We start from the raw sequence: 23580 nt of genomic DNA, 5'->3' as shown, positions 1-23580 counted from the left end.
CGGCGATGCCAGATCAATCAGGGAAATGCCCACGACATCTGTTGTTCGGTGTAGTTGTAATCCAGGCGCAGCTCAGTGCCTGCCGGGATGTCTTGCGAAGCGAACACGACGTTGAGGATGAAGTCCTTGGTCACCAATTGCTTGCCGACCCACTGTTGCGCCTCGATGTCGAAGGGCACCGTTACAACGTTATAGCCATCCGGTGCCTGGCGAACGGGCTTGCCCGTCGCGTCATACTCAAAGTTGGAGTTGATCCTGGAAATGATGTTGTCGCCCAGTATGGCCAACGGGTCGGGCAGCATTTGCCCCGGACCATATTGCAGACGCACCCCCGCCAGCATGCTGAATGTTTGTTCATGGGGCCCTACGAACCGTGCCGGGGTAATGACCCCGCCGTAGACCCCAACCGCCTCGCCCTTGGCGATACGCCTGTTGGCTACCACCATGGACTGTCCGATCAACGCTTTTTCACCGGGGACTTTTACATCGGCCGCGGTGAACAATCGCCATTGCAGTTTCTGCTCATAAAGCATCGCGACATCTTCATGGCCTTCGAACTTGATGTAGGGCTTGATCTGCTCAGAGGTATACAACTCGCCGTCTGCAAGACGCACTTTGGTCTCCAGCTTGCGAATGCGGATCGGCCGGCCGGCGGTGTCACGGAGCGGGTACTTGCCGTTGTTGGCGCGGTTGTAAGTGCCCATCTGATTACCGAGAAACGAATAGCGCGTTTCACTGCGCATCAGATTCAGCTCTTGCGCCGTGTAAGGCTTGATCGGCATGGACTCGGAGGCCAGATAAAACTGCTCCGACGCACCGTCGTCATTGCGCGGCAACTCCTCCAGCGCCAACTCGAACTCATCGTCACTTCTGCGCGGAGAACGACGGCTCTTGCGCGGCATGACAGCCTGCGGCGTGGAAGCGGAGAAGTCCTGCAATGGAAACCAGTGATTGCTCGCAGGATCAAATGCAAGCGCCGGCCCTGACGGTTGCAGTTCGCTCGCCAGACGGGCCCTGTGCAGACCGGTTTGCGCATCGACGGCAAGCAATACCGTGCCGCCATCCTGAATATCGGCGTATTGCCGGCCCTTGAAAGTGCGAAAGCCCTCGGCATCGGCGGCGGGTAACGCGCTCGACGCGGGGATCAGGTATTGCTGCAGCCCTGGGGCATCGGTAGTACTGGCACCGGTGGAAACGGACGTCGACTCATGCACATGCACTCTCGACGTTGCCGCAGCCACCGAAGACTCAGGCGCGCCACCCGCCGTTTCAGGCGTAGGACCGGGCGTTTTGCGCAGAAAGGGGTCTGGGGCGAGATGCGCTGTCCCGGTTCCTGAAGAATCCGCATCAGCGGATGTACGCGGGCTCGCGGGCACATCGACGCGGCCCGTTGCCGGCGTTGGCGGTTTGGGTTTGACTGGCATTTTTACGTTTCCTTGTGAGCGTTACGCTGCGCCCGCCGGCATGGCTGGCGCTGCGGTGACCGGCATCCATTGCCGATCCTTGCTCGAAACTATCAGAGAGATTCGCCGGTTAAAACCGGGGAAACACCTGCAAAAACATTAACCTTGCGCAAGCGGCTTCGCTTCATGAGCAAGGTCGATCCGGCCAAGCAAAACCGGCGGAAAACTACTCGACCACCAGGCGCCCCAGACGCTGGCGCAACATGCGGTTTTCAGCGCGCAATTCATGCACCTCTTCCAGCAGGTCCAGCGCCAGGGCGACGCCTTCCCACTCAAGCTCCAGATCGCGCCGCAGCTTGGCGGCGCGTTTGGCCAGAGCCAATTCGTAATCGGTGAAGCGCCATTCCCGGGGCTGCGCGCCCTGAGGTTCGAGGATGCCGTGCTCGACGATTTCGATCACGTAGACGTCCGACAAATCGGCCGCCTCACAGAATTCTGCCAGGTCCAGTTGAACGATCAGGGGGCTGCTCATGATGGGCTACTCCGTCGTCGAATTCAGAAGTTCTCTCGCGGATTGAAGGCGGCTTTCTTCGCCAGTTCCTGCCACAGCGCCTTGACCTCGTCGTCGGCCGCTTTCGGCATCACCGCTTTGAGTTGCACAAACAGATAACCGCGCTCGCCGGCCTTGTTTTTCAAGCCATGACCTTTGGCGCGCATGCGCTGGCCGTTCTGACTGCCGGCCGGCACCTTGAGATTGATCTTGCCGGTCAGCGTCGGCACCGCCACTTCCGCTCCCAGCGCCAGCTCCCACGGAGCCAGCGGCAAAGTGATGATGAGGTTTTCGCCTTCGACATCGAATTTCGGGTGCGGCGCAAAACGAATGGTCAGGTACAGGTCGCCATTCGCCCCGCCACCGACGCCCGGTGCGCCCTGGCCTTTGAGGCGGATGCGCTCGCCGTCGGTCACGCCCGCCGGGATCTTCACGTTCAGGCTCTTGCTGGTATTGCTGACGTGCTGGCCGTTGGCGTTGTATTGCGGCACCTGGAAGGTGACTTTCTTCGACTCGTTCGACAGCGTCTCCTCGAGGAAGATCGGCAGTTCCATTTCCACGTCTTGCCCTCGGCGCCCAGCACTGCGTTGTTGCCGACCTTCACCGCCACCGAAACCGGGGCCGCGATTGCCGAAGATCGAACTGAAGAAGTCCGAAAAGTCACCGGTGTCGCCACCGCCGCCGCCAAAGCCGCCACGGCTCTGCCAGCCCGGTGGCCCCTGGAACGGTTGACCGTGCTGGCCGTAGCGGCGCAGTTCGTCGTATTCGGCGCGTTTGTCGGCGCTTTTCAGCGCTTCATAGGCTTCCGAGGCATCTTTGAATTTGGCCTCGGCGTCCTTTTCCTTGCTGACATCGGGGTGGTATTTACGCGCCAGCTTGCGATAGGCAGCCTTGATTGCCTTGTCGTCTGCTGTCGGCTCCACGCCGAGTATCTTGTAATAGTCTTTGAAGTCCATTGAAGGAATCACCATCCGTTATCGATTTCGCGCCGATGCCAGCATGCGCCGATTCGCGCGTGCCAGGTTGACCGATCTCAAGGTTGTGACCGGGTGGCGCAGCAGAAGTTTATCGGCAGTGGACGGCGGTTCTTGCGACCGCCGGTGGTTCTGCCGGCCCATGCCAGCAAGTTTGGGGCAAAGCTGCGATTTTCAACCAGTTTAGTCGTGAAATAGCAGATGACCGGCCTTCGAATCTGGCGCGCACTGACATACACTGCGCGGCCGTTTTTTTGACCGGAACCGAAAGACATGAAAGACGCCTCTCCAGCCCGTGCCTGCGGCATCGACTTCGGCACGTCCAACTCCACCGTCGGCTGGCTGCGCCCCGGCATGGAAACAATGATCGCGCTGGAAGACGACAAGATCACCCTGCCGTCGGTGGTCTTCTTCAACATCGAGGAACGCCGCCCGGTGTACGGTCGTCTGGCGCTGCACGAGTACCTGGAAGGCTACGAAGGCCGGCTGATGCGCTCGCTGAAAAGCCTGCTCGGTTCCAAGCTGATCAAGCACGACACCAGCGTGCTCGGTACGGCGATGCCGTTCAAGGACTTGCTCGGCCTGTTTATCGGCCAATTGAAGAGCCGTGCGGAAACCGCCGCCGGTCGGGAATTCGAGCAAGTGGTGCTCGGTCGTCCGGTGTTCTTCGTCGATGACGATCCGCTGGCTGACCAGGAAGCCGAAGACACCCTGGTCGACGTAGCCAAGAAGATCGGTTTCAAGGAAGTCTCCTTTCAATACGAACCGATTGCGGCGGCCTTCGACTACGAGTCGACCATCGAGAAAGAAGAGCTGGTACTGATCGTCGACATCGGCGGTGGTACCTCCGACTTCTCGCTGGTGCGTCTGTCGCCTGAGCGCCGCGGCTTCGACAACCGTCACGATGACATCCTCGCCACCGGCGGCGTGCACATCGGCGGGACCGACTTCGACAAACAATTGAGCCTGCAAGGCCTGATGCCGCTGTTCGGCTATGGCAGCCGCATGAAAAGCGGCGCCTACATGCCGACCAGCCACCACATGAACCTGGCGACCTGGCACACCATCAACTCGGTTTACTCGCAGAAATCCAGCCTGGCGCTGGGCAGCATGCGCTACGACATCGAAGACACTGGCGGCATCGATCGCCTGTTCAAGTTGATCGAACAGCGCGCCGGCCACTGGTTGGCGATGGAGGTTGAAGAAACCAAGATTCAATTGACCCACACCGACAGCCGCCATGTGCCGCTGGACCGGATCGAAGCCGGGCTGAGCGTGGAACTGACCCGTGCGCTGTTCGAATCGGCGATTGATGCGCTGCTGGAGCGGGTGCGTGGCAGTGTTACCCAGCTGTTGAACGATGCCGGTGTGGCAGTGAATCAGGTCGATACGGTGTTCTTCACCGGCGGTTCGAGCGGGATTCCGGCGCTGCGCAACAGCGTCTCGGCGATGCTGCCGAATGCGCGACATGTTGAAGGCAACATCTTCGGCAGCATTGGTAGCGGCTTGGCGATTGAAGCCATGAAACGCTATGGCGTTTAACGGCAGCTGCAAGCTTTAAGCTGCAAGCGGTAAGTAAGAGCAAAAGCAAGAGCCACTGCGCTCTCGCTTCTGCTTTTACTTGTAGCTTGAAGCTTGAAGCTTGCAACTCGAAGCTGCTGTTAAACCATCCCGCCCAGCTTCAACTCACTCTTCAGATACGCGTAATAAATCGGCCCCGCCACCACCCCCGGCAGGCCGAACGCGGCCTCGAACACCAGCATCGCCAGCAGCAACTCCCACGACTTGGCACTGATCTGACCGCCGACAATGCGTGCGTTGAGGAAGTACTCGAGCTTGTGGATAAAAATCAGATAACCCAGCGCCGCCAATGCCACCCAGATCGACAGCGACAGACCGACGATGGTGATCAGCGTGTTCGACATCAGATTGCCGATCACCGGCAACAGGCCGAGCAGGAAGGTCAGCACGATCAGGGTTTTGGTCAGCGGCAGTTTGATGCCGAACATCGGCAGGATCACCGCGAGGAAGATCCCCGTGAAGAAAGTGTTGAGCAGGGAAATCTTGATCTGCGCGAAGACGATGTTGCGGAACGCCTGCACCAACAGGTGCAAACGGTCGAACAGCGCCGCGGCCAGCGGTTTGCGTTTGGTAACGTCGGGGATGCGCTGCAAGGCGATGATCGCGCCGAGGACCATGCCGATCAGCAGCGTCACGAACATGTGCGCCGCGTCCTTGCCGACCAGTTGCAGGTCCGACAGGTGCTTGCTCATCCACTCGCCGATCGCCACGCGAAACTCCGCAGCACTGGCCGGTAGATAGGCGTCGATGAACGGTGGCAATTGCCCCCGTGCGCGATCAACCACGCCCATGAATTTGTCGAGTGACGCGCCGGGATTTTCTGCTTCGTGCAGGAGAAAACTGATCGCGCCGGCGAAGATCAGCGCCAGCACACTTACCACCAGGGTGCCGAGCAAAGCCACCGCCAGCCAACGCGCGCGGCGGCCTTCGATCAGCCGTTGCAGTTGCGGAGTGAGCATGTTGACCAGCTCATAGACCAACAGCCCGGCCAACAGACTGGGCAACAAGCGCAGCGGCAGCACCAGCAGCAAACCGCCGAAAATGATGATGCAACTGACCCAGAACACTACATGACGCTCAGAAAACGTTGGCATACAGCCTCAAAACGAACGGCGTAAAAGGATTGGCAGTCTGCCAGCGTTCCCGGGGGAGCACTAGGTATATGCGGTGTTTCGGGTTTTGCTGCACGGCTTGAGATCCAGCCCTCACCCTAGCCCTCTCCCGGAGGGAGAGGGGACCGATCAAGGAATGGCGAAGAAATCCGGTGACCTGCCAGTGCTGTATTGAATTCAGAATCGGCCGGATAGTTCAGGTCGATGGATATCTGAAAACACCGCGGTCAGTCCCCTCTCCCTCTCGGAGAGGGTTAGGGTGAGGGCAAATCTCAAGCGAACGCCTAAACCAGTCACCCCACAGAACCAGGTTATTTTTTCTTCAGGCAATCACTCATGAAGGTCTTGCGCGCATCGCCGGTCAGGGCTTTGGTGGCGGCATCGGCGTTGCAGGTCTTCATTTTCTGCTGCTGCGGGGTCAGGGCCTTGGCATCGTTGGCCGCTGGCGCTGCCTTGAGGCAGGTGCTCATGAAGGTTTTGCGCTCATCGCCTTTCAGACTCTTGGCGGTCGCATCGGCATTGCAGGTGGTCATCTTGTTCTGTTGCGCCGTGGCGGCGAAACCCTGGGAACACAGGAGCAAACCAATCATCAACAACGGCACACGCAACATCTTCATGGAGTTTTCTCCTTGGCGCCGCACCGAGGGGGGCGGCCTCTGCTGGAGTGTAGCCAAATCCTGTTACACCTTCCTCCCTTCCAGATGGCTGCGGCGATACTGCTCCGGCGTACACCCCGCCTGCCGGGCGAACATGGCGATGAATGCCGAGCCGCTGCTGTAACCGAGATCGAAGGCGATTTCCTGCACGCTGCGCGATGTTTCCAGCGCCTCGATCGCGGCGAGATAGCGCAAGCGCTGACGCCACTCGCCAAAACTCATCCCCAGCTCCCGAACGAATTGCCGGGCCAGCGTACGTTCGCTGACGTGCACCTGCAGCGCCCAATGCGCCAACGGCTGATTGTTGCCCGGCTCGGCCTGCAAGGTTTCGAGGATCGCCAGCAACCCCGGACTGCTCGCGTACGGCAGATAACATTCGTGCACTGGCGCCTGTTGCAGTTGATCGACCAACACTTGCGCCAGACGCTGGTCGGCATCGAGTTCGGGAATCTTCACGTCACGGGCGGCGAAGTCTTTGAGAATCGCCTTGAGAATATCGCTGATCGCCAGAGTACAGGCGCGTGTCGGCAGTTCGGCGCAGACCTTCGGGTCGAGGCACACCGCGCGATAGTTGACCGGTTGATGGCTGTAGAAACTGTGCTCGATCTGCGGCGGCACCCACACCGCGTATTGCGGCGGCGACATGAAGCGACTGCCATCGACGTCCATGTGCAACACGCCGTGTGCGGCATACTCCAGCGTGCCCCACGGATGGCGGTGCGGCGCGGCGTATTCATGGGCGTTGAAATCGGCGTAGCGGAAGTACACCGCCGACGGCAGTTCGCTGAAATCCAGCAGATCGATGTGTTTACTGTTCATGCTGTCCGGTTTCAGAGGCAGGTTGTCCGGTTCGAAGTATAGGCTTGCATCCAGACAACGGATAATTGCCTTTCATCAACGTACTGGTTTCAACTCATGCAATACGCGTTTCCGCTGCTGGCGATTTTTATCTGGGCCGGCAATACCGTGATCAACAAACTCGCGGTCGGGGCGATTTTCCCCGCCGAGATCGGTTTCTACCGCTGGCTGCTGGCCGGCTTGCTGTTCACCCCGTTCATGCTCAAAGCGGTGATCGCGCACTGGCCGCAGATCCGTCCGAACCTGGGCAAGATTTTCGTCCTCGGCGTACTTGGCATGGCGGTGTATCAAAGCCTCGCCTATTTCGCTGCGACTCTGACTACCGCGACCAACATGGGCATCATCCTGTCGCTGATGCCATTGATGTCGCTGGCCATGGCGATCATCAGCCTTGGGCAGCGCCTGACGGCGGGAGCACTGGTCGGTGCAGTATTGTCATTTGCTGGCGTGCTGGTGGTGGTGTCGTCGGGCAGCCTCGGCGCACTGCTGCAACACGGCGTGAACATGGGTGATGCGATGATGCTGATCGCGACCCTGGCCTATGCGATCTACAGCACGCTGCTGAAAAAATGGCAGCTGCGCCTGCCGCCGCTGGTGTTGTTGTATTTGCAGGTGCTGGTGGCGATTGTCGTGTTGTTTCCGTTGTATGCCGCTTCGCCGAAGACCGGTTTGACTCTGCAGAACATTCCGCTGGTGCTGTATGCGTGCCTGTTGGCATCGATGCTCGCGCCGCTGGCGTGGATGCAGGCAGTGCAGCGTCTGGGGCCGAGCCGCACGACGTTGTTCTTTAACTTGCTGCCGTTGATTACCGCGCTGATCGCGGCGGTGGTGTTGAAGGAGCAGTTGGCGATGTATCACTTGGTGGGTGGGTTGTTGACGTTGGCCGGGGTGATTCTTTCCGAGCGTTGGACAACCGTGTTAGGCCGCCGGATCAGCGTTGCCTGATAGAAAAGATCGCAGCCTGCGGCAGCTCCTACATGAGTTCGGGGCGTTCACAAAATTTGTGTTCGACACCGAACCTGTAGATACTCTGTTCACGGTCAAGCTTTTGCGAGATCTTTTGCGCTAAAAAGCTTGGCCGTATTGAAATCTTCGCCGGCTCGCATGCAGGCCCACAAGCCTGTCAGGTATTTGCGCATGACGGCGACGATAGCCTGCATCTTTCTCTTCCCTCGCCCGATCAACGCTTCGTAAAAGGCTTTCACGTTGCTGTCGCAACGTATGGCAGTCAGCGCTGGCATGTACATCGCTGAACGTAGGTAGGCGTTTCCGCCCTTACTTATCCGCCCAGGTTTATCGATGCTGGTACCTGATTGCGTAAGCCGCACATCGAGTCCTGCATGTCGGCTGACCTGCGCGGACTTAAGTGTCACTGGCAAGGTCGTCAATTCAGCCAGTGCCGCAAATACTGAAATTTCGCCCATGCCCGGCGCTGCGATCATGTGCCCAAACTGGGCGCTTAGCGTCGGGCAGTTGTCGATCAGCGCCCGACCTGCGAGCCTGAAACGCTCGATTCGCTTGTCAAAAGCTTCAATGGCTTCTTCTTCGTCTTCAATCAGCATTTTCACGGTTGTTTGAGTAGCTTTCAGCGCATGCAGCTCGTTCTTGGCTCGGGTGCGATGACACGTCAAACGATTGATATGCCTTCCGATAGCCCGCAGTTCCAACTGTATGGTCGTGGGCGGCGTCCACAATTTTGGGCTCATGCGTTCGCCGTATTCGGCTAGCAACTGGGCATCGATCGCATCGGTTTTGCTGTTTTTCAGCATCAGCTTGGCAAAGTTATGAAAGCTCTTCGGGTTGATAACCGAAACGGGCAAACCCGCCGCGGTGAGCTCCATGGCCAAATCCAGGTAATAGATGCCGGTGGCCTCCATCACTACGGATAAAGGCTTGAGCTCGAGCAACCTGTTGACCGCTGCTTTGCGCCCGGCGGGTGTTTGGTCGATGTTGCAGGCCCCTGCAAAACGGCCGTCGTTGCGCCAGCCCATGGCGGTCGTGCGAGACCCCACATCCAAACCGACATGCATGCTCATGCTTTCAACTCCGAGTGAACTGGGTTAGAAATGCATCCTGGTTCCCCTGACCTCGAACTTCATGCCACTGCAACCTTGTAATGCGAAGTCCGACTTGTCGGCTTCTCGATACTCTTCGTGGTGGGCAATGAGGCGGGGGGACCTCTCTACAGACAAGGTCAGGAGCAAGTCCTGCCTTTAGGAGCGATCGGTCTCCCCCAGAAACACATCTTCGTATGTCCGCACCAGCGAGCTTAGATCTCAATTGACTGGTGTGAGGGCAACATACAAGGAGCTGCCGCAGGCTGCGATCTTTTGATCCTAAACGCCTGCAGCCTCAAGCCGCGCCGCATGCTCGACAAACAGCCGCACCGGATCCGCTCCTTTACCGACCAGCCCCAGCGACTGATTGACGATGTCGAAGTGATCCAGCGGATAGTCATCGCCAATCACCGTGCCCAGATGCGAGCTATACCGCCCGACCATCCCATCGCACTGCCCCGGCTCACGGACAAAGGTTTTCGCAAACAAGCGACAGCTGCGATTGGTACCGTCAAACAGATTACCGCCACGATCGGTCTTGCCCGGCTGCAACGTCCCCGACCACGAGTAATAACGCACGCCGTTAACCTCTTCCGGCCCATGCCCGCCCCACGTTTCAGGCAGGCCCTGCGGATAACGTTGATTGAACAGCGCCACGCCCTCAGTGGTCAGCGATTGGTGCGAGGCGTGGATATCCACCGGCAATTTCGGCCCGCGATAACCGGTTTCCAGTAGCGCCATCAGCCAGCCGACAAACCGTAGCAACGCCTCAAGCAGTCGGCCCTTGGCGCTGTCGGCCGGATAATTTTTTTCCAGATAATCCGCCAGTTCCGAACCATGATTCGGCCCGGCCACCGATGTCACCGAGGCCACCAGATCCGGCCGTTTCGCCGCGGCATACCGTGCCGTCAGCGAGCCCTGACTGTGGCCGAACAGGTTGACCTTTTGCGCCCCTGTCTCACGCAAGATCTCATCGATCCGCGCGAGCAACTGCTCGCCACGCACCTCAGTCGAATGCAGCGGCGACACCTGCACCGCAATCACCGTCGCACCACCACGGCGCAATGCCTTGATGATGCCGTACCAGTACGGATAGAGCACCAGCCGGATAAACCCGAGCATTCCGGGCACCAGCACCAATGGATAACGCGTCGACATGGGCAAACATCCTTGTGGTCGGTGAGTGGATGCAAGGCGTGCAAAACGCCCGCCAAGCATCCTCCCTGATGATGACAACTCAACCACCAGCCTACTTCAGGCCCACCACTCCCGCCACAATAAGCCCGACTGACAGCAGTTTGACCAGGGTCAGGCTCTCGCCGAGCAACGCAAACCCGAGGAACACCGTGCCCAGTGAGCCAATCGCCGTCCAGATCGGATAGGCGATGCTGACCGGCAACTCGCGCATCGCCAACGTGAGGAAGTAGATCCCGCCAACCGCCGCAACCACCGTAATAAACGAAGGCCAGAGCCGGGTGAAGCCTTCGGCGTACTTCATGCCCATAGCGAAGGTCACTTCAAACCCGGCGGCGATCAGCAGGAACAGCCAGGCCACCTAGAACTCCCGGGCAAGGTTGAGCAAACGCTGCTCCGCCTCGGCCACCGATACCGCGAAGGTGCGCTCGGCGGACTCTTCGCCCTCGGCCGCAACCACGCTGACGTCGTTGATGCCTACGAACCCCAGCGCCGTGCGCAGCCATGGATCGGCGTGATTCAAGGCCTCCAGCTCACCACCCGGACCAAAACCGAAACCGCCGCGACTGGTGACGATCAAGGCTTTCTTGCCCTGCAACAAAGGCGTGTACTGGGCGACACCGTTGTCCAGCGTGTGATCGAAGGTCAGACCCAGGCGCACGATCTGATCTACCCAGGCCTTGAGGCCGCTGGGTACGCTGAAGTTGTACATCGGCGTGGAAATCAGCAGCAGGTCGTGGTCGAACAACTCGCCGACCAGTTGATCGCTCAGGGCCAGATCGGCCTGCATCGACAGTGGCCGTGCATCAGGCTAGGGATAAAACGCGGCAGCGACAAAGGCTGCGTTTACCGCCGGAATCATGGCCCGCCCGACCTCGCGGCGGGTCACTTGCGCCTGTGGATGACGCACCTGCCAGGCACTGAGAAAGCTTTCCGCCAGCCGCCGCGAGTGCGAACGGTCGCCACGGGGGCTGGCATGGACCGCAAGAATTTTGCTCATCTGAAACTCCTTGAGACTAGACTTTGGTTGCTGTGTCGTCGCAGATTGCAGGCGACACGCCTAAGCCTCAAATGAGCAAAAGTCAGTCTGGATGAATTGATTTCATCCATGGAGATATCAATGTTTGCCTCGCTGCCACTCACCGCCCTGCGCGCCTTTGAATCGGCATCACGGTTGCTGAGTTTCAAGGCTGCCGCCGAAGAACTGTCGGTCACGCCGACAGCGATTTCGCACCAGATTCGTTCGCTGGAAGACTGGCTCGGCGTCGCGCTGTTCGAGCGCCTGCCGCGTCAGGTGCGTCTGACCGAGGGCGGCGAGCGCCTATTTCGCAGCTTGCATGGCGCGCTGCTGGAGGTGGCGCAAAGCGTCGATACCCTGCGCCCGCAGCGCAACGCCAGCACACTGACGCTCTCGACGACCGCGGCATTTGCGGCGCTGTGGCTGGTGCCGCGCCTCGGGCGGTTTTATGCGCAGCATCCGAACATCAACGTGCGCCTCGATACCCATTGCGAGGTCATCGATCTGCATCAGGACGCCAGTGTCGATCTGGTTCTGCGTTATAGCCTCGACGAATACCCGAACCTCTATGGTCTGTGCCTGTTCGATGAATCATTCGGCGTATACGGCTCGCCCGAGCAAGTAGCGCTGGCCGCGCGGCGCACACCGACGTTGATCAGCGTGCGCTGGCACAACTCCAAGCTTTACGCCCATGGCTGGGAAGCGTGGTGCACGAAGGCTGGCGAAAACTGGTTGAACCAGCAGCCAGCCATCCGCGAATACGATGAAGAGCACTACGCCCTGCAAGCGGCGATCGCCGGGCAAGGGCTGGTACTGGCGAGCAATATTCTGGTGTCGGAGAGCGTTGCCAGTGGCTTGCTGGTGCCGTTCATGGGTCAGGTTCAAGTTGATGGCGCCGGGTACAGCGCGTTGTGTGTACCGGGGCGCGAGCGGCATCCGCCGGTGCGGGCGTTTTTTGCCTGGTTGCGCGAGGAAGCAGTTTTGTCCGGGCTGGCGCCAAGATCGCAGCCTTCGGCAGCTCCTACAGGGGTTGCGTAAACCAATAAAACTTTTTGCAATGCTCATGACTCACAGCTTAGGAAGCGACCGCGTCCGCAGAACGTGGCGCCCATCGGATTAGCCTCCAGGAGATCGAAATGAGCGACGACCTGCATCTGTCAGATGTTCAAACCTTGCGCGACCGTGCGCGCCAACATGTCGAGAACGGCGCCGTCACCGAGGGCTACAGCGCCGACCGTGAAGAGGTGCTGCGCTTGCTTAATGAATCGCTGGCCACTGAACTGGTCTGCGTGCTGCGCTACAAGCGCCACTACTTCATGGCCAATGGCGTGAAAGCCCATGTGGCCGCCGAAGAGTTTCTCGAACATGCGAATCAGGAAGCCGAGCACGCCGACCGTCTGGCCGAGCGCATCGTGCAGTTGGGCGGCGAGCCGGAGTTCAACCCCGACATGCTGTCGAAAATGTCCCACGCGCAATACGTGGCCGGGGAAACCCTGAAAGAAATGGTTTACGAGGACCTGGTGGCCGAGCGCATCGCCATCGACAGCTACCGCGAAATCATCCAGTACATCGGCGAGAAAGACCCGACAACCCGACGGATCTTCGAAGATATTCTGGCGCAGGAAGAAGAGCATGCCGATGACATGGCTGACATCCTGAAAGACCTCTAACCCCTATCGCGAGCAGGCTCACTCCTACATTTGGAATGCGTTCCCATGTAGGAGTGAGCCTGCTCGCGATGGCGTCTTTATTAACGCTGAAGATTACTTGGTAGGTTTGACGGTAACCGGCGCCTTGCCCGCCTTCATCTGCTCCAGCAACGGCGCACACTGGTTCGGCTCACCGCCACTCGGCGCCACCAGCGCCAAGAGCCCCGCCGCCGGCGCTGCAATCACACCTAGAGCAACCATCCCCGCCCCGCGCAGCAGCAGCGGCACAGCCTTCACGCCGGCATCCGGTTTGATGAACTTGCCCCGCACATATAGCGGCGAACGCAGAGAAATCAACCGCCAGCCCTTGGATTCCGGCGTCACCGTCAGATCCAACTGCTCGGTGGCCATGTTCGCGGTGCCGTCGATGTAGATGATCGCGTTCTCGGTATCGAAGACAAACAACTGCGTTGTAGCCAGACCGCTCTTGATGTCGAAGTCCGCGGCCGCGCAGTTGATCTTCACTTCCTTGTCGCCGAAGATCTTGCCGACCACATAGTTACCGACGTTGAGCCCGGCCAGCTCCATCAGTTCACGGCTGATCGCGCCGTCGTTGATCAACATCTTCAATTTGCCGTTGGCCCCGCCCAGCAACTTGGCCACCGAGTTGCCGCGCCCCGTGATATCAGCGTCGCCATTGAGCTCACCGAAACTGGTCTTCATCGGTTCAAAGGTCGGGAACAATTCCTTGAGCTTGAAGCGGCGCGCCGTCAGTTTCGCCCGGCCTTCCAACGGCTCGGTGCGACCATTGAGGCGGATTTGCGCATCAAGATTGCCGCCTGCTACACCAAAGCGCAGCGGCTCCAGGCTCAGCTCGCCGTCGTTGAGTTTCAGGTGGGTATAAAGATCGTTGAACGGCAGTTTCTCGCTGTGGACGATGCGCTTGCCGGTGAACTCGACGTCAGCGTCCATCGCGCGCCAGCGATCAGTCTTGAACTCTTCGACCGGCAGCACTTTATCCGCCGGTTGTTTGCTCTCGCCGCCGCGAGCCTTTTGCTTGTCATTGGAGTCGGCGCCGATCAGTGGCGCGAGGTCGGCGAACAGCAGTTGATTGGAGAGCAACGCGCCGCTGAGCTTTGGCCGTGGCTGGCTGGCGACGTAGGTCAGGTCGCCATGAATGTCACTGCTGCCGATCTTGCCGTTGAACTGCTCATAAGTGAATTTCGCCCCGGCCTCATCGTGCAGCTTGGCAATCAAATGGCCGTCGGTGGCGTACGGCGGTGTGTCCGGCAGGGTCACGCCGGTCAGCGGATAAAGATTGCCGAGGCTGGCGCCGGCCAGTTTCAGCCGCAGATCGAGGGCGCCGAGATTCAGCGGATCAGTCAGCGTGCCGGCCAGTTCGATGCTGGTGTCGCCGATCTTCGCCTGGGCCTGCAACGGGAACGGCTTGCTCGCGTCCTGCAAGGCGAGCAACCCGCCGATCTTGCCTTGGCCTGTGAGGTTCTGGCCGTGGTATTGGCCTTTGACCTTCAAGGCAAACGCATAATCCTGCGGTGAGCCGCCCTTGTCCTGCGCGGTTTTCGCCGCTTTGGCACCGACGATATCGCTATAGGGAATCGGCTTGCCCAGCGGATCGATCAGCACATCGAGATTGGTCTTAAGGGTCTGGTCGTCAAGGGTAACGTGGCCCTTGTCGAAACCGATGGCGCCGATGTCGACCACCCAATTCGACGGCTCAGCGTTCGGATCCTTCGGATCGAACTTGAACGTCCAGTTAGCGCGGCCGTCGGCCAGACGCTGCAACTCGGCGTTCGGTTCGGTCAGGTCAATGCGCGGAATCACCACGCGTTGCGCCAGCAATGCCAGCGGCGAGATACGCAGCTCAACGCGTTTGAGCGTGACCATCTGCGGCTTCTTCGACCAGTCCGGGTTACCCAGGCTCAAATCCTCGGCAACCACGTGCGGCCATGGCACCCAGGCGCGCCAGCCGCCCTCGTCCGGCTCGCGCTGCCAGATCACCGCGAGGTTGCCATTGATGGCAAACGGTCGGTGCAGTTCTTCCGAGACTTTGGCGTTGAGCGGCGGTTTGATCCGGTTCCAGTCGAAGAACACGATGATCAACACCAGCACGGCCAGTAGCAGCACGAGGATGGCGAAAGTCCAGCTGAAGATTTTTCCAGTGCGCGTCATGCACAAAGCTCCTGATCACGACCGCACGCAAAGACTGCGGCGCACGGCTGAAACGGCGGGCCAAAGCGGCCCTCATGAAATCTACGACTGGCAAACCAGCCGCAGGTTTAATCGAAAGATCGATTAAGGCGCAAAAAGTCGCGCGAATTCTGACCGATCAGTCGAACAGTGTTACCGCGTCCCGCACTTTTGCGAGGCGCGAGTGAGTCGGAAATACCCACCCCGGTGCAAAACCGTCGCCCGCAAAGCCGCGATCTAGAGCCTTCCGGCAGAACAATCAATTCTGTTGATTATTACCATTGCGTTTATGAACTTTTATATCGACTTATCGAGAGTAGCATTGCCCTCGTACCCACTTTATCGCCCTCCCAAGGAGCAACCCATCATGAAACGCCAATTACTGCTCAGCCTTACCCTGTCGATGCTAGCCAGCACTGCTTTCGCCCTGCCCGCTGCCGACCAAGCTACTCCGCAAGTGAAATCCAGCCACTCAGTGTTCAGCCAAACCGTAGCCGCTGATGGTGGTGACCGCACTCCACAAGGTCAGACCCTGGCTGAAGGCGGCCGTGATCGTCTGGAAGAGAAAGGTCTGGTTCAGGACGGCTACGACAAGACTCCACAAGGTCAGACTCTGGCTTCCGACGGTAGCGATCGCACTCCACAAGGCCAGACCTTGGCATCTGACGGCACCGAACGCACTCCACAAGGCCAGACCCTGGCGTCCGATGGTAGCGACCGTACCCCACAAGGCCAAACCCTGGCTTCTGATGGCAGCGACCGCACTCCACAAGGTCAAACCCTTGCCGAAGGTGGTGGTGACCGTGTGATCGAACGCAACAGCAAATTGAGCTAAGCCCATGGCGGCCTCGAAAAAAAGCCCAATCCCCGGATTGGGCTTTTGACTTTTCCGGACCGATAAAATCCTTCGCTGCATGCCCTCCCGTTCGACGCCGACAAAGCCGATTTGCTAGAGTGCGGCGCTTGTCCTGCCAAAGAACACACTCTGCGATGCTGCCCCGCGCCGAACAGAAACAACAGACCCGCAACGCCTTGATGGACGCTGCCCGCCACCTCATGGAAAGCGGCCGAGGATTCGGCAGCCTGAGCCTGCGCGAAGTGACGAAAACTGCCGGGATCGTGCCCACCGGTTTCTACCGGCATTTCGCCGATATGGACGAACTGGGCCTGGTGCTGGTCAGCGAAGTCGGCCAGACCTTCCGCGAAACCATCCGCTTGGTACGGCACAACGAATTCGTCATGGGCGGCATTATTGATGCCTCGGTGCGGATCTTCCTCGACGTGGTCAGCGCCAATCGCTCGCAATTCCTGTTTCTCGCCCGTGAGCAATATGGCGGCTCGCTGCCGGTGCGTCAGGCGATCGGCCGGTTGCGCGAGAACATCAGTTCCGACCTGGCGGCTGACCTGACGATGATGCCCAAGCTTCAGCATCTGGACGCCGAGGGCCTGAGCGTAATGGCAGATCTGATCGTCAAATCGGTGTTTGCCACCCTCCCCGACATCATCGACCCGCCCGCCGAAGCCCTGCCGGAGCATCTCACGCCACAGGCGAAGATCACCCAGCAACTGCGCTTTATCTTTATTGGCCTCAAGCACTGGCAGGGCCTAGGCAGTACCGAGTAACAACCTCTTCCTTACTGATACATCCGGTCCCCTGTAGGAGTGAGCCTGCTCGCGATAGCGGTTTATCAGCTACATATTTGCTGACTGACACACCGCTATCGCGAGCAGGCTCACTCCTACAAAGGTGCGCCGTCACGGCCTCTATTTGGTGCATAAAAAAATCTTCACGCACCAAAACATTCCATATTCCCGCAACATCTTGAAACATCCACTACGCTCCGACAGGGATTTCCTACATCTCGTCCGATTGGCAAGGCCCTTGCTCTAGCCAGAGTATTGTCCATAGCTGGAAGCTTTCCGATGCTGGTGATTCACCGCAGAATCGACCCTCAACCCGTCTGGGCCGCCGAGTTGCACCTGACCTTCGAAGCGCGGAGCAAAAGCCGTTTGCGCTGTTTCAGTGCCGAGAGCGAAGACGTCGGGCTGTTTTTGGAGCGCGGTCAGCCGCCGCTGTATGACGGTGAATGCCTGCAGGCCGAAGACGGCCGCATCGTCCGCGTCTGCGCGCGCCCCGAGCAATTGCTGCACGTCACCTGCGCCAACGCCTTTGAACTGACCCGCGCCGCTTATCACCTGGGTAATCGTCACGTCGCCTTGCAAGTCGGCGATGGCTGGCTGCGTCTGCTCGACGATTACGTCCTCAAAGCGATGCTCGAACAGCTTGGCGCACAGGTGGAAGCCATTGAAGCGCCGTTCCAGCCGGAACACGGCGCCTACGGCGGCGGCCATCACCATTCACGCCACGGCGACGAAGACTTCAACTACGCGCCAAAACTCCATCAGTTCGGCGTCCGCCTGTGAATCCGGCCTGGGCGCTGCTGCGCCTGGCCAGTCCGCAATTGCCGATTGGTGGCTACAGCTATTCGCAAGGCCTGGAAATGGCGGTAGATAACGGCCGGGTGAAAAAACCGGACGACGCCCGCCGCTGGATCAGCGATCAGTTGCTGCTGAATCTGTCGCGCTTTGAAGCGCCGCTGTTGCTTGCACATTGCCAAGCGGCGGCGGATGAAAACTGGAGCGAGTTGCTGAGCCTCTGCGAAAGCCACCGCGCCAGCCGCGAGACTCGCGAGTTGCATCTGGAAAGTCGGCAGATGGGCTATTCGTTGCAGCAACTGCTCAACGGTTTGCCGGAACTCGACGCCTGTGCTCGTGACTTTCTCGATCAATGCACCGAACCGCATCTGGCCTTGTGCTGGGCGCTGGCCGCACGCGCGTGGGGCATCAGCCCGCAGGACGCGCTCGCCGCGTGGCTGTGGAGCTGGCTGGAAAACCAGCTCGCCGTGCTGATGAAAACCCTGCCGCTCGGCCAGCAAGCCGCCCAGCGCCTGACCAGCGAATTGCTGCCGTTACTGCAACAGGCGCAGCAAGACGCAACCCGAATCAATCCCGAACACATGGGCAGCGCCGCGTTCGGCCTGTCCCTGGCGTGCATGGCCCACGAGCGCCAGTACAGCCGCCTCTTTCGCTCCTAGGAGAAACATTCATGAACACACAACCTCTGCGCGTCGGCATCGGCGGCCCGGTCGGTTCCGGCAAAACCGCATTGACCCTGGCCCTGTGTCTGGCCCTGCGCGAGCGCTACAACCTCGCCGTGGTCACCAACGATATCTACACCCGCGAAGACGCCGATTTCCTGGTGCGCAACGAAGCCCTCGCCCCCGAGCGGATCATCGGCGTGGAAACCGGTGGCTGCCCGCACACGGCGATCCGTGAAGACGCCTCGATCAACCTCGAAGCAGTGGATCAACTGAACCGGCGCTTTCCGGGACTGGACCTGATTCTGGTGGAGTCCGGCGGCGACAACCTATCGGCGACTTTCAGCCCGGAACTGTCCGACCTGACCATTTATGTGATCGACGTCTCGGCCGGCGACAAGCTGCCGCGCAAGGGCGGCCCGGGGATCTGCAAATCCGACCTGCTGGTGATCAACAAGATCGACCTCGCGCCGCTGGTTGGCGCCTCTCTGGAGATGATGGATAGCGATACCAAACGCATGCGCAACGGCAAGCCGTTCGTCTTCAGCAACCAGAAAACCGGTCAGGGCCTTGAACAAATCATCGCCTTCATCGAACGCCAGGGCCTGCTGACCGCAGCCTGATTCACTGATCAACAAGGAAGCTTATTCATGACACTCAAACGTATTCTTGGCGCTGTGGCGCTGCTGCTGACTCCGGCATTGGCCTTCGCTCATCCGGGGCATGGCGACAGCGGTTTGATTGCTGGCATCAGCCACCCGATCGGTGGCCTCGACCATTTGCTGGCAATGGTGGCTGTTGGCTTGTGGGCCGCGCAGCAGCAAGGCGCGGCGCGTTGGGCGCTGCCTTGCACGTTTGTCGGCACCATGTTGATTGGCGGCATGCTCGGTTTTGAAGGGCTGGAATTGCCGGCGCTGGAAAGCGGGATTGCCGCGTCTGTGCTGGCGTTGGGTCTGGCGGTGGCGCTGGCGGTGCGTCCGCCGTTGGCGATGGCGGTGGTGGCGACGGCGGCGTTTGCGTTGTTCCACGGTGTGGCGCATGGCTTGGAGCTACCGGACATGAGCAGCCCTTGGGCGTATGCAGCTGGTTTCGTGGCTGCGACAGCAGCGCTGCATGCGGCGGGTTATGCCGTGGTGCGTTTCCTGCCTCAGGCGGCGGCACCGTTGGTGCGGTTGGCCGGAGCAGCTTCGGCAGTGACCGGTGCCTGGTTGCTGGCCGGCTGATTTCTATCGCCTGAACTGCCACTTTCGCGAGCAGGCTCGCTCCCACAGGTTTTGTGTACGCTGCAAATCCACTGTGGGAGCGAGCCTGCTCGCGAAGGCGGTCTGACAGACACCACATCGCTCAGGCCGGTCTCTCTGCTACCATGTCGCGCAATCGCCCCAGCCGTGACGACGTCCGCCCATGCCCCACGCTTCCCGCTCCACCGCCCTGCCCGAATTGACCGCCCTGTTTGATGATGTGCAACAGCACTTCGTCGACGTGATCGTGCCGCTCTGGCAAGGCCCGGGCTGGAACGCCGACATGGCGCTGCCCTTTGAGGCGCTGGACGCCACGCATCAGCCGCTGCCACCGCAGCGCTATCGGGCGATGGCCTGTGCGCGGCAGCTGTATCTGTTTTCCAGTCTGATCGGGGTTGTGGATAACGCTGAAGTCCGCGCCGCGGCGCTTTTCCGCTCGCTGCAACGGTACTTTCATGATGCCGAGCATGGCGGCTGGTTCTACAGCATCGATGCACAAGGCAAGCCGCTGGATCAGCGCAAGGACCTCTACACCCACGCCTTTATCCTGTTTGCCTGCGCGCATTACTGGGCAAAGTCCGGCGATTCGCTGGTCGAGTCGACGCTGAATGCGGCGCTGGAAATCATTGGCCGGCGCTTTGCCACCGGCGATGGTTTGTACGAAGCGTGCCTGGAGCGCGACTGGATCACCCTGCAAACCGGTCCGCTGCAAAACCCGTTGATGCATCTGGCCGAAGCGTTCCTCGCCACCCTGGCGGTTCGCGAAGATGCCCAGACGCAGCAGGCATTGCTGGAGTTATGCACAGCCATGCACAAGCAGTTCGTCGACCCGCAAGATGGCGTGTTGATGGAAAAGCCGCTCGGCGCTGTGGATAACTGGTATGAGCCGGGGCATCAGTTCGAATGGTATTTCCTGCTGGAATCGTCAGCGTTGCTGCGCGGTTCGAAACTGCATGCGGCGCTGGATCGGGCGTTTGCCTTCACCGAGCAATACGGTGTGGTGCAGTCATCCGGCGCGGTGCGGGCGATGCTCGATCTGGAAACGAATGGACGCCCGCGCGACTCGACTCAGCGGATCTGGGCGCAGGCGGAATATCTGCGCGCGCTGACCTTGCGTCAGGGCAGTGAAGCGGTGGTACTGCGCCAGTTGCAGGCGTTGCAGCAGCGGTTTCTGCATGCGGGTGGCTGGCATGAGTGCCGGGATGAATTGGGCGAGGTGAGTCGCAAGGACATGCCTTCTACTACGCCGTATCACTTGGCGACTTGTTACCACGGTCTGGCTGAATATCTTCGCTGATGGATAAATAGCTATCGCGAGCAGGCTCACTCCTACAGGGGGAACGCATTCCAAATGTAGGAGTGAGCCTGCTCCGGGCGGCGATCCGACGATTAGCCGTTACGCGGTCGCTAGGCGATCCACTTCTTGTCCCCGGTAAAGCTGATCGTCAACCAGCGCGCCGCATCCGGCTTGCCCAGCTTCGCCGAAATCTTTTCGCGTAACGCATCCAGCTGCCCGACATTGCTCAGCGCATAATCCGCCGGCAACACCACATGAATCTCGATAAACCGTGCCCGCCCGTGCTTCTGCACGTACGACACGTAATCATCGAAACCATGCTCGGTTTTTGCCGCGTCCATTACCTGTCGCACCTGATCATCCAGCGTGTCCGGGGCGATCCCCAAGACATCGCGCAGCGCCGGCCCAAGGATCTTGAACGCCGGCGGCAGCATGGTCAGCGCCAGCACGATCAGGATCAACGGGTCGACATACACCGCCCACTGACCATAACCCTGGGACTTGAGCAGCAGCGCCGCGAGGAAACTGATCAACAGGCCCACGGACAGCATCGCGTCCACCAGCCAACTGATGTTGTCGAACTGGATCAGGCTGGATTTGAGCCTGCGATTGCGCTGCCGGACGTAGAAGAAGTAGGCGAATTCGACCACGGTAAACACCGCGGCATAAATGATCACCAGCCCCAACTCGATGTCGCGGCCACCGTTGATGATGCCGAACACGCCGTTGAGAAACGCGTAGATCGCGATCAGCATCAGGAAGCTGCCCTCAATCAGCAGCACCATCGGTTCCAGATGCCAGAAACCGAACTGGAAGCGGTGGTTGCTTTGCTTGGCGATCAGCTTGGCAGTGATCAGCATCAGGACTTTGATGAACGTTGCGATCAGCGAGAAAAAACCATCGAACAGGATGGATTGCGAACCTGAAACAAAACCGGTGACGATCCCGGCAATCGCCACCGCCAACATCAGAATGGTCGATTGTTTGAGCAGTGCCTGCTCACCTCGGTTACTCACTTTGACTCCTCGAAAAACCTTGAAAACCGCGGGGTGCGGTCGGGTTGTTACGAGGGGAGTTTACCTTATCGCCGTGTTTTGGCCGATTTGCCGCCTTCGCGAGCAGGCTCGCTCCCACTTTGAAATGCATTCCAATGTGGGAGCGAGCCTGCTCGCGAATGGCTTCCGCGCGGTCTTAAGCCTTGTTCCGCTCGATGGCAAAACCCGCCCAGGTCTGACTCACCGGCATCAATTCCAGGCTGTTGATGTTGATATGCGCCGGCGCATTCATCACCCAGAAAATCGTCTCGGCGATGTCCTGCGGCTGGATCGGCTCGGCACCGGCGTAAGTCGCGTTGTAACGCTCCTGATCGCCAGCGAAACGCACCAGCGAGAACTCGCTTTCGCACAGCCCCGGCTCAATATTGCTGACCCGCACACCGGTACCCTGCAAGTCGCAACGCAGGTTCAGCGAGAACTGTTTAACGAACGCCTTGGTCGCGCCATACACGTGGCTGCCCGGGTACGGATAATTGCCGGCAATGGAGCCAAGGTTGACGATGCCAGCGCCACGACCATGGGCGATCAGGCGCGGCAGCAGCAGGCGGGTTGCGTACATCAGGCCTTTGACGTTGGTGTCGACCATGGTGTCCCAATCGTCCAGATCGCACTTCGGTGCCGGGTCCACGCCCAATGCCAGACCGGCGTTGTTGATCAGGCCGCGCAGCTTGGCGAACGATGGCGGCAGATTGGCAATCGCCTCTTCCATCGCTTTGCGATCACGCACATCGAGCACCAGGCCATGCACTTCTGTCTGCTTCGACAATTCAGCACACAACGCATTGAGGCGTTCTTCACGACGACCGGTCAGCACCAGTTTCCAGCCTGCCTCGGCAAAACGGCGGGCACAGGCTTCACCAAATCCGGAAGTTGCGCCGGTGATAAACAGGGTGTTGGACATCGTGTTCTCCTTGCTTCGGCCGCCGGGGCAGCCCTTGGAATAGAAAATCAGCAGGCAGCATGCCCGCCCGCGCATTCACGGGCAACACCCACAAGCTGTACAAAAAACGACCAACCGCACCAACACCATAGCCACCGTGGCCTGTAGCCATGTGCACGCATGTTATCCACAGTCCCTTCCACAGTTTCCGGGGGCAAGTGCAAACGCGCAAAGCCGCGCCACACAAGGCTTTGCGGGGGAAATAGAAAGTTTTTTGCTTGACCCTGAAGTGGCGGATGTGCGGGAGATGGCATTCTGCACGACTGGTCAGTCAGCACAGTGATTGCGCGAGGCCAGTAATTACGGCCCTCAGCGCAGTCTTTCCAGAGTTTAATCACAGACTTATCCACAGGCTTGTCAACCGGTAATCGCTGCTACTGGCGCCTCTATAAAAAGGTTGACAACGAAGACTTCAACCCCCGCAAAAACGACTGACCAAAAAACAACCACACGCTTGCAGGCCACGGTTTACGTGGCGCGCAGCCAGATACACCCACGTTATTCACAGCCAGCTCCACAGTAACCGGGGACAAGTCAAAACTGTGGAAAAACAGCCATTTGCAGCGTCTATATGTCGCGCTTTGGCAGCTTGGGGAATTTGTTTTCCACAATTCTGAAATCCGGCGCAGATCAACTGTAGGAGTGAGCCTGCTCGCGATAGCGGTATATCAGTCACCGGTGATGGCGAA

23 protein-coding genes and 1 pseudogene are annotated in these 23580 nt (G+C 59.4%); 11 read left to right on the top strand and 13 right to left on the bottom strand.

The genetic code is table 11. The annotated features are described in order from the left end of the window. Positions 1–17: 17 nt before the first annotated feature. The 3 genes from PspR84_RS03195 to PspR84_RS03185 form a co-directional block, all read right to left on the bottom strand. Complete coding sequence (locus PspR84_RS03195; protein ID WP_160055418.1) at positions 18–1424, bottom strand: hypothetical protein; 1407 nt, start codon at positions 1422–1424, stop codon at positions 18–20. Between the two features lie 205 nt (positions 1425–1629). Beyond that, positions 1630–1935: a chaperone modulator CbpM gene (locus PspR84_RS03190; RefSeq protein ID WP_160055416.1), complete on the bottom strand. Its 306-nt coding sequence runs from the start codon at positions 1933–1935 to the stop codon at positions 1630–1632. 23 nt (positions 1936–1958) lie between these two features. Then, positions 1959–2909 carry a DnaJ C-terminal domain-containing protein gene (locus PspR84_RS03185; protein ID WP_095126127.1) on the bottom strand — a complete coding sequence of 317 codons (951 nt, stop codon included), beginning with the start codon at positions 2907–2909 and terminating at the stop codon, positions 1959–1961. A gap of 291 nt (positions 2910–3200) precedes the next feature. Here PspR84_RS03185 and PspR84_RS03180 point away from each other — a divergent pair, with 291 nt between their 5' ends. Next, entirely contained in the window at positions 3201–4469 is a 1269-nt protein-coding gene (locus tag PspR84_RS03180) for an Hsp70 family protein (RefSeq protein ID WP_160055414.1), read from the top strand. Between the two features lie 119 nt (positions 4470–4588). On the opposite strand, the gene PspR84_RS03175 is transcribed toward PspR84_RS03180, so the two are convergent. From PspR84_RS03175 to PspR84_RS03165, 3 genes are all read right to left on the bottom strand, one after another. Further along, entirely contained in the window at positions 4589–5602 is a 1014-nt protein-coding gene (locus tag PspR84_RS03175; RefSeq protein ID WP_016984798.1) for a membrane protein, read from the bottom strand. Between the two features lie 329 nt (positions 5603–5931). Further along, entirely contained in the window at positions 5932–6237 is a 306-nt protein-coding gene (locus PspR84_RS03170; RefSeq protein WP_077570711.1) for a PsiF family protein, read from the bottom strand. A 63-nt stretch (positions 6238–6300) separates the two neighbouring features. Further along, complete coding sequence (locus tag PspR84_RS03165) at positions 6301–7095, bottom strand: helix-turn-helix transcriptional regulator (protein ID WP_150750060.1); 795 nt, start codon at positions 7093–7095, stop codon at positions 6301–6303. Between the two features lie 96 nt (positions 7096–7191). Between PspR84_RS03165 and PspR84_RS03160 the strand changes: the two genes are divergently transcribed. Then, positions 7192–8079, top strand: a complete 888-nt coding sequence (locus PspR84_RS03160) for a DMT family transporter (RefSeq protein WP_160055412.1) — start codon at positions 7192–7194, stop codon at positions 8077–8079. A 95-nt stretch (positions 8080–8174) separates the two neighbouring features. On the opposite strand, the gene PspR84_RS03155 is transcribed toward PspR84_RS03160, so the two are convergent. The 4 genes and pseudogenes from PspR84_RS03155 to PspR84_RS03140 form a co-directional block, all read right to left on the bottom strand. Further along, complete coding sequence (locus PspR84_RS03155) at positions 8175–9170, bottom strand: IS110 family transposase (RefSeq protein WP_160055410.1); 996 nt, start codon at positions 9168–9170, stop codon at positions 8175–8177. Positions 9171–9470: 300 nt separating this feature from the next. Further along, positions 9471–10349, bottom strand: a complete 879-nt coding sequence (locus PspR84_RS03150; RefSeq protein ID WP_160055408.1) for a triacylglycerol lipase — start codon at positions 10347–10349, stop codon at positions 9471–9473. Positions 10350–10440: 91 nt separating this feature from the next. Next, positions 10441–10746: a multidrug efflux SMR transporter gene (locus tag PspR84_RS03145; protein ID WP_160055407.1), complete on the bottom strand. Its 306-nt coding sequence runs from the start codon at positions 10744–10746 to the stop codon at positions 10441–10443. Continuing rightward, a pseudogene (locus PspR84_RS03140) lies at positions 10747–11385 on the bottom strand (NAD(P)H-dependent oxidoreductase). A 108-nt stretch (positions 11386–11493) separates the two neighbouring features. Here PspR84_RS03140 and PspR84_RS03135 point away from each other — a divergent pair. Next, positions 11494–12441 carry a LysR substrate-binding domain-containing protein gene (locus PspR84_RS03135; RefSeq protein ID WP_174244428.1) on the top strand — a complete coding sequence of 316 codons (948 nt, stop codon included), beginning with the start codon at positions 11494–11496 and terminating at the stop codon, positions 12439–12441. Between the two features lie 98 nt (positions 12442–12539). Beyond that, positions 12540–13073: a ferritin-like domain-containing protein gene (locus PspR84_RS03130; RefSeq protein ID WP_160055403.1), complete on the top strand. Its 534-nt coding sequence runs from the start codon at positions 12540–12542 to the stop codon at positions 13071–13073. 93 nt (positions 13074–13166) lie between these two features. On the opposite strand, the gene PspR84_RS03125 is transcribed toward PspR84_RS03130, so the two are convergent. Further along, complete coding sequence (locus tag PspR84_RS03125; RefSeq protein ID WP_160055401.1) at positions 13167–15242, bottom strand: AsmA family protein; 2076 nt, start codon at positions 15240–15242, stop codon at positions 13167–13169. Between the two features lie 385 nt (positions 15243–15627). On the opposite strand from PspR84_RS03125, the gene PspR84_RS03120 reads away from it, so the two are divergent. From PspR84_RS03120 to PspR84_RS03090, 7 genes are all read left to right on the top strand, one after another. After that, on the top strand, positions 15628–16095 hold the full coding sequence (locus tag PspR84_RS03120) for a hypothetical protein (RefSeq protein ID WP_160055399.1): 468 nt from the start codon (positions 15628–15630) through the stop codon (positions 16093–16095). Between the two features lie 155 nt (positions 16096–16250). Continuing rightward, positions 16251–16883 (top strand): TetR family transcriptional regulator, encoded by a 633-nt coding sequence (locus PspR84_RS03115; protein ID WP_077570695.1) that lies wholly within the window; start codon positions 16251–16253, stop codon positions 16881–16883. Positions 16884–17183: 300 nt separating this feature from the next. Then, a complete protein-coding gene (gene ureE, locus PspR84_RS03110; protein ID WP_160055397.1) occupies positions 17184–17684 on the top strand; it encodes an urease accessory protein UreE in 501 nt (166 codons plus the stop codon). Continuing rightward, positions 17681–18355 carry an urease accessory protein UreF gene (locus tag PspR84_RS03105; RefSeq protein ID WP_160055395.1) on the top strand — a complete coding sequence of 225 codons (675 nt, stop codon included), beginning with the start codon at positions 17681–17683 and terminating at the stop codon, positions 18353–18355. The genes ureE and PspR84_RS03105 overlap by 4 nt, the downstream gene beginning before the upstream one ends. Positions 18356–18366: 11 nt before the next feature. Continuing rightward, positions 18367–18981, top strand: a complete 615-nt coding sequence (gene ureG / locus PspR84_RS03100; protein WP_007915910.1) for an urease accessory protein UreG — start codon at positions 18367–18369, stop codon at positions 18979–18981. A 27-nt stretch (positions 18982–19008) separates the two neighbouring features. Beyond that, the gene (locus PspR84_RS03095) at positions 19009–19581 is read left to right on the top strand and encodes a HupE/UreJ family protein (RefSeq protein WP_160055393.1); all 573 of its coding nucleotides are present in this window, start codon (positions 19009–19011) and stop codon (positions 19579–19581) included. Positions 19582–19762: 181 nt separating this feature from the next. Next, entirely contained in the window at positions 19763–20896 is a 1134-nt protein-coding gene (locus PspR84_RS03090) for an AGE family epimerase/isomerase (protein WP_160055391.1), read from the top strand. A gap of 110 nt (positions 20897–21006) precedes the next feature. Here the strand turns inward: PspR84_RS03090 and PspR84_RS03085 are convergent, their stop codons facing one another. After that, positions 21007–21912, bottom strand: coding sequence for a cation diffusion facilitator family transporter (locus tag PspR84_RS03085; RefSeq protein ID WP_160055389.1), 906 nt, complete (start codon positions 21910–21912; stop codon positions 21007–21009). Between the two features lie 175 nt (positions 21913–22087). Continuing rightward, positions 22088–22852: an SDR family oxidoreductase gene (locus PspR84_RS03080; protein ID WP_007915905.1), complete on the bottom strand. Its 765-nt coding sequence runs from the start codon at positions 22850–22852 to the stop codon at positions 22088–22090. Positions 22853–23580 lie beyond the last annotated feature (728 nt).

The sequence above is a fragment of the Pseudomonas sp. R84 genome, assembly GCF_009834515.1.
In the GTDB taxonomy this organism is placed as follows: domain Bacteria; phylum Pseudomonadota; class Gammaproteobacteria; order Pseudomonadales; family Pseudomonadaceae; genus Aquipseudomonas.
The sequence above is the reverse complement of the archived record's forward strand: the minus strand, read 5'-3'. Positions and strand labels throughout refer to the sequence as shown.